This window comes from Paenibacillus sp. CMM36, assembly GCF_053570945.1.
This window is the reverse complement of the sequence record NZ_JBSEDY010000009.1, coordinates 1-12,946: the sequence shown is the minus strand read 5'-3', so window position 1 is coordinate 12,946 and position 12,946 is coordinate 1. Positions and strand designations below refer to the sequence as shown.

The 12,946-nt window shown below is 46.4% G+C and carries 12 protein-coding genes and 3 pseudogenes; 11 read left to right on the top strand and 4 right to left on the bottom strand.

Going from position 1 to position 12,946, the window contains the following annotated elements:
* Window positions 1-17: 17 nt before the first annotated feature.
* The 6 genes and pseudogenes from ACWA2B_RS17620 (at window position 18) to ACWA2B_RS17595 (ending at window position 4,631) form a co-directional block, all read left to right on the top strand.
* Window positions 18-1,184 (top strand): MGDG synthase family glycosyltransferase, encoded by a 1,167-nt coding sequence (locus ACWA2B_RS17620; RefSeq protein WP_209949530.1) that lies wholly within the window; start codon window positions 18-20, stop codon window positions 1,182-1,184.
* A 30-nt stretch (window positions 1,185-1,214) separates the two neighbouring features.
* Window positions 1,215-1,916: a polysaccharide deacetylase family protein gene (locus ACWA2B_RS17615; protein WP_029517702.1), complete on the top strand. Its 702-nt coding sequence runs from the start codon at window positions 1,215-1,217 to the stop codon at window positions 1,914-1,916.
* 22 nt (window positions 1,917-1,938) lie between these two features.
* Window positions 1,939-3,072, top strand: coding sequence for an MGDG synthase family glycosyltransferase (locus tag ACWA2B_RS17610; protein ID WP_029517701.1), 1,134 nt, complete (start codon window positions 1,939-1,941; stop codon window positions 3,070-3,072).
* Window positions 3,069-3,596: pseudogene (locus tag ACWA2B_RS17605) on the top strand (MFS transporter); the annotation flags it as partial. The gene ACWA2B_RS17610 and the pseudogene ACWA2B_RS17605, both read left to right, overlap by 4 nt.
* Window positions 3,597-3,626: 30 nt before the next feature.
* On the top strand, window positions 3,627-4,295 hold the full coding sequence (locus tag ACWA2B_RS17600) for an MFS transporter (RefSeq protein ID WP_449292493.1): 669 nt from the start codon (window positions 3,627-3,629) through the stop codon (window positions 4,293-4,295).
* A 21-nt stretch (window positions 4,296-4,316) separates the two neighbouring features.
* A complete protein-coding gene (locus ACWA2B_RS17595; RefSeq protein WP_449292471.1) occupies window positions 4,317-4,631 on the top strand; it encodes a hypothetical protein in 315 nt (104 codons plus the stop codon).
* 219 nt (window positions 4,632-4,850) lie between these two features.
* On the opposite strand, the pseudogene ACWA2B_RS17590 reads toward ACWA2B_RS17595, so the two are convergent.
* A pseudogene (locus tag ACWA2B_RS17590) lies at window positions 4,851-5,297 on the bottom strand (transposase); the annotation flags it as partial.
* A gap of 365 nt (window positions 5,298-5,662) precedes the next feature.
* Here ACWA2B_RS17590 and ACWA2B_RS17585 point away from each other — a divergent pair.
* Window positions 5,663-5,947 (top strand): annotated as a pseudogene (locus tag ACWA2B_RS17585) (IS110 family transposase); the annotation flags it as partial.
* Between the two features lie 37 nt (window positions 5,948-5,984).
* Here the strand turns inward: ACWA2B_RS17585 and ACWA2B_RS17580 are convergent.
* Window positions 5,985-7,778, bottom strand: a complete 1,794-nt coding sequence (locus ACWA2B_RS17580; RefSeq protein WP_449292470.1) for a response regulator — start codon at window positions 7,776-7,778, stop codon at window positions 5,985-5,987.
* 299 nt (window positions 7,779-8,077) lie between these two features.
* Between ACWA2B_RS17580 and ACWA2B_RS17575 the strand changes: the two genes are divergently transcribed.
* The 3 genes from ACWA2B_RS17575 (at window position 8,078) to ACWA2B_RS17565 (ending at window position 10,839) form a co-directional block, all read left to right on the top strand.
* Window positions 8,078-9,304 carry a serine hydrolase domain-containing protein gene (locus ACWA2B_RS17575; protein ID WP_069010547.1) on the top strand — a complete coding sequence of 409 codons (1,227 nt, stop codon included), beginning with the start codon at window positions 8,078-8,080 and terminating at the stop codon, window positions 9,302-9,304.
* Window positions 9,305-10,158: 854 nt separating this feature from the next.
* Window positions 10,159-10,506, top strand: a complete 348-nt coding sequence (locus tag ACWA2B_RS17570; RefSeq protein WP_069010548.1) for a YolD-like family protein — start codon at window positions 10,159-10,161, stop codon at window positions 10,504-10,506.
* A gap of 153 nt (window positions 10,507-10,659) precedes the next feature.
* Window positions 10,660-10,839 (top strand): hypothetical protein, encoded by a 180-nt coding sequence (locus tag ACWA2B_RS17565; RefSeq protein WP_449292469.1) that lies wholly within the window; start codon window positions 10,660-10,662, stop codon window positions 10,837-10,839.
* A 105-nt stretch (window positions 10,840-10,944) separates the two neighbouring features.
* Here the strand turns inward: ACWA2B_RS17565 and cysK are convergent, their stop codons facing one another.
* Window positions 10,945-11,883 (bottom strand): cysteine synthase A, encoded by a 939-nt coding sequence (gene cysK, locus ACWA2B_RS17560; protein ID WP_029517693.1) that lies wholly within the window; start codon window positions 11,881-11,883, stop codon window positions 10,945-10,947.
* A 322-nt stretch (window positions 11,884-12,205) separates the two neighbouring features.
* Between cysK and ACWA2B_RS17555 the strand changes: the two genes are divergently transcribed.
* A complete protein-coding gene (locus ACWA2B_RS17555) occupies window positions 12,206-12,466 on the top strand; it encodes a hypothetical protein (protein ID WP_209949540.1) in 261 nt (86 codons plus the stop codon).
* Window positions 12,467-12,658: 192 nt separating this feature from the next.
* Here ACWA2B_RS17555 and ACWA2B_RS17550 read toward each other — a convergent pair.
* Window positions 12,659-12,946 (bottom strand): transposase (locus tag ACWA2B_RS17550; RefSeq protein ID WP_449292468.1); only part of this gene is annotated, 288 nt, incomplete at its 5' end.

Below are 12,946 nucleotides of genomic sequence, written 5' to 3'. Positions count from 1 at the left end.
GAGGGAGGCGATTGTTGATGAATAGCATGAAACGGGAAAAGCTGCTGATTCTGTCCGGCGCGCTCGGGGATGGACATATGCAGGCGGCCAAGGCGATTTTAGAGGCATCGGTGCTGTACAAACAGGGAGTAGAGGTGATCGACTTCATGCAATGGATCCATCCCCGCATGCATGTGGTTGAACGGTATTGCTTCCTGCAATGGGTGAAGCATTTTCCTTCCTCATACGGATATATGTATCAGAAGACCCGGACGGACAGTACACTTACTTTCTTCCTGAAGCATTTTCTCACGACCAGCCTGCAGCGGCTGCTCAAACTTCTGAATGAGGAACAGCCGACGTTGATTGTCAGCACGTTCCCGCTGGCATCAGCCGCCATTTCCTTGCTTAAGGAAAAAGGGATGACGGATCTGCCTGCGGCAACGGTCATTACCGACCATTCCGATCACAGCTATTGGATACATCCGTCTACGGATCTGTATCTGGTTGGCTCCGAAGGCGTGCGTGCAGCTCTGCAGAGAAAAGGCGTTGCTGACCACAAAATCGCTGTAACGGGCATCCCTGTTCGCCCATCCTACAGTCAGCATGACAATAAAGACCGGCTGCGCGAGAAGCTGGCCTTGGCTCTTGACGCCTTTGTCGTGCTGGTGATGGGTGGCGGCTGCGGGATTATCGATAAATCCTTCATCGAGCAAATGCAATCTGACTCTTTTCCCCCTAACGTGCAATTTGTCATCGTATGCGGACGCAATGTGAAGCTGCTGTACCGCCTGCGTGAAGCGTTGGGAGACAGGGATAACGTCATACTGACAGGCTTCCTGGAGGGAATCCATGAATGGATGGCGTCCGCAGACGTATTGATTACCAAGCCGGGCGGACTGACGACCTCCGAAGCGCTGGCGCTTCAGCTTCCCATGCTGCTGCTGGAGCCACGGCTGGGGCAGGAAAAGGATAATGCCGGTTATTTGATTCAAGCGGGAGTAGCGTATCTATGTCAGATTGACAATTTGCAGGATCAGCTTCAGCGGCTGGTTCAACAGCCTTCCCTATTGGAAGAAATGAGGGAGAAGGCAGGGCTGTGCAGACAGCAGGATTCCGCCAGACATGCGGTCATGCAAATTCTGAGCATGCAGAGCGATACACAGGAAGAAAAATGGGTTTGCTCCTTGCAGCAGTATGCTTAAGCTTAATTTTCACTAAGGAGGATAAAGACGTTGCTTGTTAAATATTTGTTGATTGGGCTCATAGGCTTCATCAGTCTGTATATGATAATTCCTAGTTTTCTGCCAAGAATGATCAAATTTGGAGCCTTTCGTAAGGGAACGACCAAGAACCAGGTAGCGTTCACGTTCGACGATGGGCCGCATCCGAGGTATACACCGGAATTATTGGATTTATTGCAGGATTATCAAGTGAAGGCCACATTCTTCGTGCTTGGCTCGCAGGCGGAGCTGCACCCGGATCTGATCAGAAGAATGGATCGTGAAGGTCATCAGATTGGAATCCACAATTACAATCACATCTCCAATTGGCTGATGCTTCCCTGGACGGTGCGGCGTGATCATATGAAACGGACCGCAGATATTATTGAATCCATAATTGGAAAAAGGCCGGATCACTATCGTCCGCCGTGGGGGCTCATGAACGCTTTCGATTTCTTTCATCCCAAATCGTACCGCATTGTACTCTGGTCCTTGAAGGCGGGGGACTGGCGCAGCAGAAGCTGCCGCAAGAAACTGAAGGCAACGCTGCTGAACGGAATTACGGACGGATCTGTTATTTTGCTGCATGACAGCGGAGATTCGCCGGGAGCGGACCGTCACGCGCCATATTTTATGCTTCGGGCTCTGGAGGAAGTACTGCATCAATTACAGGGACGCAACTTGCAATTCGTTCGTCTGGATGAAATGGCTTGACAAAGGAAATGAGGTGACAATAGTGGGACAGGAACCGCAAATTTTAATTTTAACGGCCGATTACGGAGAAGGTCATCATCAGGTGTCCAAGGTGTTGCAGCAAAGCTTGATCCGCAATGGTTATTGCCAGGTGGCGGTTGTCGACTTGTTCCGGGAAGCCTATCCTGTGCTGAACAAAATAATCCGCTATCTGTACCGGCAAAGCCTGTATGCAGCCAGCCTGGGCATTCCCTATTACGGATGGACCTACCATCTGACCAACCAGCTTCCCATGAAGGGAAAGATCGCAGCCTGGATGAACAGTCTTGGCGGCGACAGGCTCAAGAAAATCATCCTCCAGTACCAGCCGGAAGTCATCATTTATACATTCCCGTTCGGCAGCTTGCCAAGCAGCGTGGCATTATCTGCGATCCGTCCCCGGACTGCTGTTGTCATAACGGACTTTGACGTTCACCGAAGATGGCTGTTCGCCAAGCCGGATCATTATTTTGTCCCTGCCAGCGACGTGAAAGAGGCCATGGTCAGGCAGGGCGTCCCCGAGAGTCGTATTACCGTGACCGGAATTCCGGTCAGAGAGTCATTTCATGATGCGGCAATGAGTGGTCCCGGCTCCGTTAAAGAAGCAGATGAGCATGTGATTCTGCTTATGGCTAACGTCTGCGGCACATTGCATTCGCTATCGAGGCTCATCGGGAAGCTGCTGCTCTTGTCAGGCGTCCGCATTCAAGTGATTTGCGGCCGGCAGGAAGGATGGAGACGGAGGCTTGCGGAGAGCTGGGCGGATGATGCAAGTGTGGATGTATTCGGCTTCACCGATCAATTGCATGTTCTGATGAGCAGCGCCTGCTGCGTAGTCACGAAAGCGGGAGGCGTTACACTATCCGAGACGATTCAGGCCGGGGTTCCAATTTTCATCCTAAATCCGTTTCTGGGGCAGGAGAAGGAAAATGCCCTGTATTTGCAGCGCAAAGGAGCGGCAGTCGTGGCCTTTACGATTCATGATCTGGTGTTGCAGATACAAGCGATGATCTCCTCTGAGCAGATCAAGCAGTCGATGATGAACGGGCTGCTCGCAGCAAGGCAGAAAGCGGCTGCGGACCATATTGTCCGGCATTTGTTTCCTGAGGCAAGTCCCTTAAGAAGGAGTGGAATATGATGAGCGGGAGGAGCGCGTTCAAGCTTTCTACTCTGACGCTGTTCACGGTGCTTTTTTGCACAGAGTTTGTCCGAAGCGCTTTCTTGTTCTCGTTCCTGCCGAACTTTGCCGTCAACGAGTCGGGGCAAACCGTTGCTTTGGTCGGTCTTGCCGTCTCGCTTCATTATACAGCCGATACGCTGATTAAATGTGTGGCTGGATATTTGCTGGACAGGTTTTCGCTGCGCTGGCTGCTGCCCGCCACTTTCGTCCTGATGCTGTCCGGACTAGCCGCCGTGTTCTTTAGTCCGTATGCCTGGGGGCTTGTTGCCGGTTCCGTGATGCTTGGGATGGGGGCGTCGCCTATATGGCTCATTTGTCTGGAGAAAGTCCGACTTACGGAGCGGGCGGCCCAGATGGGAGCGATATACACCGTGTGGTTGGCCTGCATCGGTCTGGGGCCGGTCACAATCAATCTCACCTTCGATTATGGCTTCGAACCTGCCTTCCGGCTGATGGTTGCGCTGCTCGCCGTCGGCTGCATCGCATCGTTCGGGATTAACAGAACAACCCCCTTGCATCTCCAGAATGTCAGCTTTGCCGAACAAGCGGCAGGACTGCGAAGAAGGCTCGTTCAGCTGAAATGGCTGCTGCCAGGCATGGTCCTGCAGATGACCGCCGCGGGACTGCTGCTGCCGATACTGCCCGGTTTTGCCGCTGACCAACTCGGTCTGAGCCAGCCGCAATATTCGCTAATGCTCATATTAGGCGGGGCCGGCGCGATGCTGTTTCTTGTCCCGATGGGAAAGCTGGCCGATCGATGGGGGCACAAGCAAATGCTGTTCGCCGGTTTCGTATCGCTTACGGTCGTATTGGCTCTGTTAGTCGTATCCATGCCGCCGCCTGCATTAACGATGCTGTTTGCCTTTATGCTGGGATTGTCTTACTCAGCCGTGCTTCCGGCCTGGAATGCGGTGCTGTCGTACCTTGTTCCGGAGGATCAGAAGGGGACCGGGTGGGGAGTACTCTCCGGGATTGAAGGGCTCGGTATTATGATTGGCCCGGTCATCGGGGGAGGGATAGCCAGCCAGTATACGAATGCCGCTGCCATTAGCATCAGCGCTGCTTTACTGGCGGTTCTTGCACTTTTTTATTTGATTTTGCCGCAAAACAAGCTTGTCTCGGCTGGCGGGACTTTGCAGCACAAGAGGGAGAACGCTCATGGACCTGATCGGGTTAGTTGAACCGAGTATGGATACCTGGTCTTGCTCATCGGCTTGCCGCTGGACTTCATCGCGCTCCCCATTCCGCCGAGTACACCTGAAATCCAAGCCATCGAAAATCATCACGATACAAGCCTCAGTTCATCTACCTCAGTACAAGAAGCTGGTGAAGGTGCCGATTTTAATTACGATTCTTTAAAGGATTACATTGCCTATGGTCTAACTTATGATAAGAAAGAGGACAGATTTCTCTTCCATGGCAAGCAAGTCAGATTGTTTGTTGATAAGGATATAAAAAATGAAGGTAGATCAAATAACTTTTACTATGATGCTAAAGGAAATCCGATTTCAAAGTGATTAGAGATGATAACAATAAGATAATCAAAATAACGGAAGTTCATGGGAGTGAGTTACAAGCCTTAAATAAAACATTTGGATTTATAATAACTGATGGAAATTTACAGTTTGAATAAGTAGAGTCATTATATAAGCTACTGAAAAAGCCTTAAACCGTAAAAGGTGAAAGAATACCAGTGAAATGATGGTTTTCTTTCACCTTTTTTAATAGACGGATTGTCAAGACAAGTACAACAGTTCCTCCTGTAACGATTCGTGAGAGGACTTCCATCTTAAGTTTTTCGGGGCCAGTTGTTAATCAGGGCGAGAGCTTGTCCCAGATCAGCATCTGTCACCTGAGCGAAGTTATGCCCCTTTGAGATAAATTCACGCTCAAGACTTGGCATTCTCGTTGGAGTCTCGTTGCCAGGATGAGTACGGGTCGGCGAAATAGACGCCCACGCCGTACAGTCGTTCCAACTCTCAGTGACAGGCGAATTCTTTCCCTCGCCCACGGTCGCGCTTTCATCGATAATGCCGTGCGATCGTCATATAATCACTTGGTAAAAACGTGTTTTTGCCTCCACGATGTGTCGACGCAAGCTTACTCTTTCCTCGGCTGGAAATGACCGTATCCGGCTCCCAGTGACTGAAGGTTTTCCGGCTACGGATCGTATTGGGACGCTGCAAATCAGGCCGGTTATTATGAATCGATATCAGGAAAATTGGTTTAGAACAAGTCGTGGTTCAGTACAGCCAGCATTTTCATTTTACAAATGAAGATTTACACGAGGAAGTTGCTGCTACCCAACCCTTGATAAACTTTCAAATACATAAATAATCAGTCAATTTAAAATGCCGTTGCAACGAAGAAAGTAATCACTATTTATCAAGTTTGTCCCCTATATTGATAATGAAGTGGGTTTAGTTTTTATATGAGCGTAAGTTGAAATAAGAGGTTTCAGAATGAAAAAGACTCCTTGGTATGATGTAAATGGGTCCAAGATGCTGGCCAGCGACGGGATCCAAAAACAAACCAAGGAGACTACAAGATGAATTCTACTCAAAATGAACGTATTAATCAAATCACTTCTTCTACCTTAATTATCGGTGTAGACATCGCTAAATTCAAACATGTCGCCCGGGCACAAGACTACCGCGGAGTCGAGTTCGAGAAGGCTATTACGTTTGAGAACGACCGTGAAGGCTTTGAATTGTTCGTTAGCTGGTTCAGAAAGATTGCTACGGAGCAAGGGTTCCAGGACGTCATCGTTGGCATGGAAACAACCGACCACTACTGGTTGAACCTGGCCCATTTTGTGAAAGAACAGCACGTGACCCCTATATCGTGAGTACCATCGGGAAGTTCTCCAGCTACACGATATTCTTCATTCGCGCCATTTCTAATGCTTCTTCACGGTTGTTGACGCCGAGTTTCGAGTAGAGAATCGAGCAGTAATTGCGGATCGTTCCCTCCGATAAAAATAGCTTGGCGGCAATCGATTTGTAGCGCAGACCGCTCGACAGTTGCTCCAGAATCTCCATCTCGCGTTTCGTAAGCCCGTACGGGTAGTTTCCCTGACTTGAACCGATTTTCTCCAACTGCTCACGTTGACGCTTCATCTCTTCGAAGACTCGCGTAGCGACCGATTGGTCAATCCAGGTTCCTCCATTATAAATAAGTTTCAAGGCTTCCTTCATCTCCCGCGGATGAATCGACTTCAGCATGTAGCCTTCTGCCCCGCGCTCCAATGCAGTTGCTGCCTGCGAGGAATCCTTAAACGTTGTCATGAATACAACCTTCATATCAGGCCATCGTTGTTTCATCTCAACTAAAGCTTCAATCCCGCCCATTCCTTGCATACGAATATCCATTAGCACGATATCTGGTTGGGAGCGATCACAATGTTCTAATGCTTCGCGCCCGTCCCTGGCTGTACCAACGACGTTAAAATCAGCATGCTGATCCAAAATTTGCTTCAAGCTGTCGGTAATGATCACCTGGTCATCAACGATCAGCAGGCGGATTGCATCATGTACAGGCTCTGTCTGCAACGGAATATCACATATGACGAAAGTTCCTTGTCCTGACTCGGAATGCACGGACACCGTGCCGTGAAATAGTTCAAGTCGTTCCTTCATTCCATTGAGCCCAGATCCAAATTGGATTTCTTCCATTCCGATGCCGTTATCTTCGATCTGTAATCGAAGCTGCTGACTATTGAAATGTAACTGAACGGATATCATGCTCGCCTTGCCGTGCCGAACCACGTTGGTTAGAGACTCTTGAAGGCAACGATATAAACAATTGTTTATTTTTTGCATAACAAGAGTCTCACTGCCGATCACACGGAATTTGACCGTTATACCTGTTGACTTCATAAAATCTTCAGTTAATTGCCGCAGCGATTCACTTAACGAATGGTTCAACGGAGTATGAGAGAGCTGATGCAGATGCTTTCGGATATCAACCAGACTGTGTTGGGCGATTCCGACAAGCGAATTGATCCTCTCTATTTGCGCATCTGGTACGGACGATCGCAGTGATTCGACGCCGACGATGAGCGAGGTAAGCGTATGGCCAATCGTGTCATTCAGCTCATGTGACAGCCGGCTGCGCTCCTCCATCAGCGTAAGTTCCTCAATCCGCTTAATATGCTGCTCCAGCAACAGCTTTTGCTCTTGAATAATTCGGGCTTGCTTATGGGACTGAATTAAAATATTAAACGCGAAGCCGATGGCAAAACCAAGGCTGCAGCTAACGATAAACTCATACGGGAGACGATCAGCAATCCAACCGTTCAATACCGGGAATACGATTCCGCTAAGGATACCTGTCCACACATAGTTTCTTCGACTGCTCGTCAAGCCGATAGTAATCACGAGTAAAACAAAAGACCAAAGCAATCCCGGGGCTGTGTAAGCTAAATAAAGATAAAAAAAGCCCGTTACCGTGACTTCGATTGTGAGATACCAGTCTTCTTTCCTATAGAGGATGATTAATGGAACGAGATAAACGACGAAAGCGAGAGAAAGTACAACCCAAAGCGACACAACGGTTAATGACGGATCGACAAAACCAGCGCTTGCGATAATGACCAGCCAAAGCGTTCGTATGGCCACAAGTATCCAATCATACCAGACCCTTTTTTTCATTATCGAGAACACGAATTACGCACACCTTCTTATATTTTTTTGCAAATCAAATTCCGAATGATTCAGACCTATCATGCAATATAACTTCCCGATCCGTCAAGCGAAAGAGGGTGGGGTAACGGCGGTTAGAACGTAGCTTAGCAAGCACGTCATATAAGACAGTTGATAGTTTGTCATGCGGTATATGTGACAAGTCCAAGTACGATGTCATCAAAAGCTAGACGGTTTTATCACTGTTCGATTTAACAATATCAGAGGTAAGGTGAGGGGGTAAAGCAGAACAACATTCAAAATAATAGGAGCGATGCGTTATGAAATCATTCACCATTCGAAAAGGAGTTGCACTTACTTTAATAGCTATATTGGCGGGTACAGTGGCCTATGGAACTGTCCACGCAGAGGGTCAGACGGCAACTTATCAAGCTATCAATAAAGCTGCCAATACCGACAATATTTTATCGTCGGAATTCGCAAAAGAACCCAAAAAAGAACTCAACGAGAAAGAAAAGAAAAGAAAGCATCGGGAAGAAGTCAAACGCGTCATGGATCAAGTAGTTACCAACAAAAGAGTTCCAAGTGTCGTGGCAGGCGGGCTACAGGATGGGGAACGCTGGTCCTACGCTACGGGTACAGCCAGTTTCGAAGTACCACGCCCGGTGGAGCCGGATTTTTCATTCCGTATTGGAAGCATCACGAAGACATTCACTGCTACCGTTGTATTGCAGTTGGCTCAGGAGAAAAAATTGAACCTGGATGATTCGGTCGAAAAATGGCTGCCGGGGGTCATAAAGGGTAATGGGTATGACGGCAACAAAATTACGATTCGTCAGTTATTGAACCATACAAGCGGGCTTGCGAGCTATACTGATCTTGATTTTCGAGATATTACCTTGCCTCAAAATCCATTCCGTTACTATTCGTCCGACGAGCTTATCAGCATGGGACTAGCTAAGCCGCCTGTATATGCGCCAGGGAAGGGCTGGAACTATTCGAACATGAATACTATACTAGCCGGTCAAATTATTCAGAAGGTAACAGGAGAGACGTATGCGGAGCAGATCAGGAAACGGTTGATCGAACCGCTCGGGATGACAGGGACATTTGTAATGGAAAATAGTCACGATATTCCAGGTAAGCATGCCACAGGATATAATATGGACAGATCGGGTCATTTGTATGATTTAACAGAGATGAATCAATCATGGGCAAATGCAGCCGGAGATATAGTCTCAACAACCAAAGATTTGACCACCTTCTTCAGTGCGCTGTTGGGCGGAAAGCTTCTAAATCAAGAGATAATGGACCAGATGCTCACGACAGTAGATTCACCTATAGGTAAAGTTGGACTAGGGATTTATGAAATAAAAACAGCTGACGGGCAATCATACTGGGGGCATGCTGGCGGTACTTTCGGATTTGAATCGAGAGCCTTCGGATCTCTAGGCGGGCAGCATATTTTGGTAACGTGCATCAACTCGGTAGCTCCGGAAGTGGAGCCTGCTCACAATAAAATAATCAATAAGGAGTTTGGCCGTTAAGTTTAAAGCCGACATCGCGTCCTTTATTTGAGGGCGGATGTCGGTTTCTGCTGTGATTAACCGTCGTTTCATGCAATCGAGGCACAAATGTCCGCATTCAGAATAAAACGATAGATAAGATTCACGAGGGGCATAACGACGGCGTATTTTATATTCGGTCGGTCAAGCTCTACTATCGACTTCTTTACCACTCCCGCCAACAGATGGTTTACCGCCAAAATCGTAAAATAGGTTAGACGCAAATTCGATATAGAGAATAAGAAGAGATATATGGATTTTTAGAAATACATAGTAGGTATAGACAACGTAATATTACTAACCTACATATTGCACCAGACTACAATTTCTATTTAAAAAAGACTTCAAGGAAAATCAAACATTAAGACTATTGTACAAAAATATCAGAATTTCGTATATGTTATTCCGCTAACGGGATACGTTAGTTCAATGGAACAGCGACAGTCTAGGACATTATTTTCTCGTACTGGTTGTCACTGTTCCAATTTCAAAGTCCGTCTAAAACTTATTTTATGGAGAATAGCGATATGACAATTCGAAAGATGCATGGAATAATGTCGATACAATCGTATGGGACAATATAGGAGATGAATTTGAGGGAAAGAAACTTAATCATTATTCAAAACTTGATCTAACCAGGTGAATATGCGGTGGTTAGCCAATTTTAATGCTCCAAAATTTTCATTTTATCCCTCTGATTTTGTATTTTCGTCTAGTCTATCAGACCTAGGAATATTTTTCTAGGACAAAAGTTTTGGATTCGGTATACAAAAAGCCTTGTCTAGAACGTATGTTCGGAATATAATTTCTACATAATACATCAGGAGGCTACATACATGTCGAAAAAATTAGAAGGTAACGGCTTATGGGAAAGCAGCAGGATTATCATACCAGAACACAAGGAAGCATACTTAAAACTCATGAAAGACCGTCAGCGGAGAGGCAAGCCGGAACTTGACGATCAGGAAGTCCAGTTGATCGAGCAAGCGCTTATAGAGTCCTACAACACACGTCAACCTATAACACTAGTGGTTTTTAGCCCGTTCGATGACGAAGAACTCACAGGTGTAATCACGTCTATAAATACTGCTCGCAGGGAAGTGAAACTGTTTCGTGGCGAGGATGATTTTAGTTGGATCAAGTTGGAGGATATCATTTTCAGCAAGTATCTAGCAAAAATCTAAGGGTAGTAAATATTCTACTGATGTTATTCAACAAACAAGAAATGTCTCAGCTGCCTTATCTACGACAATTCAGCCGAAGTCTTTCTAGGAGCATTTGATGCTAGTGTTTTAGCTGAGCAGATCAATCCTCATATCGCAATCGAAAACTTCCTGATGACGATGCACTACACCCGCATCAAGTTAAAGAAAGAGGCATACAGATTGGTACAAGACTACTATGGGGAAGCCTACTTTTTACAGAAAATCCTGATGAGCTCCAACAACATCGCGCTGGACCAAGGTAACTTTTTCTTCACTAACGGTCCATTTGTTGTGCAAAAAATGGACCGCTAGCGAAGAAAGAAATCAATTCAGGTTAATGAAACAATTCTATGAGCTCTTGCTTGTGTACTTGGAAAATTAACAAAAGAGGCAGCGGGATTCCTGTCTCTTTTGTTATTATTCTACGTCTGAGAAAAGCGGAGTGGACAAATAACGCTCACCTGTATCAGGTAATATGACCACGATCGTCTTGCCTTTGTTTTCTGGAAGCTTCGCAATTTGTGTTGCTGCATAAACCGCAGCCCCAGAAGAAATACCAACAAGCAGCCCTTCTGTTTTGGCAAGCAGGCGTGCAGTTTCAAATGCATCTTCGTTTTTAACTTTGAAAACCTCATCCACATATTCTTCATTAAAGTTATTTGGAATGAAACCAGCACCGAGTCCTTGTAGTTGATGTGAACCTGGAGTACCCCCAGACAGCACTGGTGAATCGAACGGTTCGACGGCTATCACTTTTACAGAAGGTTTTCGTTCCTTCAATCCCTGGCCAACGCCCGAAATAGTTCCACCTGTACCTACGCCCGCAATAAAAATATCTACACCGCCATCCGTATCATGCCAGATTTCTACAGCTGTAGTTTTGCGGTGGATTTCTGGATTGGCAGGATTGCTAAACTGCTGTGGTATGAAAGAGTTTGGTGTTTCGGCAGCCAATAGTTCAGCACGCTTGATAGCGCCTTTCATCCCCTCGGATCCCGGTGTTAACACAAGCTCAGCACCGAACGCAGTCAAAAGCTTGCGACGTTCGATACTAAACGTTTCAGGAAGTGTAATTATAAGTTTATATCCAAGAGCCGCAGCTGCAAATGCAAGTCCGATTCCAGTATTGCCACTTGTTGGTTCAATAATAACGGAGTCTTTATTGATTAAGCCTTTCTCCTCAGCGTCTTTAATCATAGCATATCCAATGCGGTCCTTAACGCTACCAGCCGGATTGAAATATTCCAACTTTGCTACCACGTTTGCCTCAATATTTTGGATTTGGCTGTAGTTCAACAGTGCTAGCAAAGGAGTATTTCCAATTAATTCAGTCAACTTTTGGTGAATTTTAGTCAAAATTATCCCTCCAAACAATTAATTCATATCTACTTACTATGACATAGATATTATCACGAATTTTTCTTCATAACCATGTTCTGTTAATTCATAGTGAGGAGCGGGAACGGATGGAACAGTTTAAACCTAAGGTACTACTCATAAAAAAGTAGTCCAAGCTTATTCAGAACCTGAGAGTCATTAAGAATGTATACAGTGTATCCTTTTACCCGCTAACCTAGTGGTCGGCGGATAACGAATTTGTATTTAGTAGAAGGCAAAAAGAGCAGTAAGGAATTAATCCTTCTGCCTCACCGTTAACATACGGGGAGGCGTTTTTGTTTTGGCAAGCTTACGGTGTATCAATCGCGCCATCAAGTTGCTCTTGCGAGAGTTTACGACTAAATGCCTACAATACGAAGTAATTTATGTTCTTAATAAGGATATCGATACATCATCTAAAAGAATTGTGGCAAAGGTATCCTCTGCTGTAACACGGAACACTAAATCTCTGGAAACAGTTCTTGAATTTCCCGAGATTGAGAAAGTGCGGGAGGATATGACAGGGGCTACGCCTTTTCCACTTTTCTTTGGTTTCATTTGAATTAACCCTCTTTCTGTAGACATATTTGCTACACTAGTAGTTTATGAAATATGAATAAGAGTGTTCATAGAGAAGAGAATACAAAAAAGACCGTCTATTGACGGCCCAGATTGTCGAGAAACCCCGTCATTTTGAGACGTGGGTTTCTTTTTCACATCATAATGCTCTGGTCTCTGGAGAAGCAGGGGGGGGTTACCCCTGTTTCTCCAGGCGATCTAGGTGGATCGCCATCTTCTTCATGTTCTGCACGGCTGCCGTCATAAGGGCTTGTTCCCTGACGTTTGGAAGACCGCGCAAACGGCAATAGCGAAACCCATGGAGCTCTTTGGCATCCGCGAAGCTTCGCTCAATCGTCTCTTTTCGTTTGCGGTACAGCTTTTTACCAGATGGGCTCAGCCGGTTGCTCCGTACCCACTCTTTGCTGTCTTCCCAGACATGCCGAGTCACCACTTTGCGGTGGTTTCGAGACTGGGTACACTG

What these genes read in the sequence shown, in the direction of transcription:
- ACWA2B_RS17620 (WP_209949530.1), top strand. Translation starts at nt 18, where the DNA reads ATGAATAGCATGAAACGGGAAAAGCTGCTGATTCTGTCCGGCGCGCTC.
- ACWA2B_RS17575 (WP_069010547.1), top strand. Translation starts at nt 8,078, where the DNA reads ATGAAATCATTCACCATTCGAAAAGGAGTTGCACTTACTTTAATAGCT.
- ACWA2B_RS17570 (WP_069010548.1), top strand. Translation starts at nt 10,159, where the DNA reads ATGTCGAAAAAATTAGAAGGTAACGGCTTATGGGAAAGCAGCAGGATT.
- ACWA2B_RS17565 (WP_449292469.1), top strand. Translation starts at nt 10,660, where the DNA reads ATGACGATGCACTACACCCGCATCAAGTTAAAGAAAGAGGCATACAGA.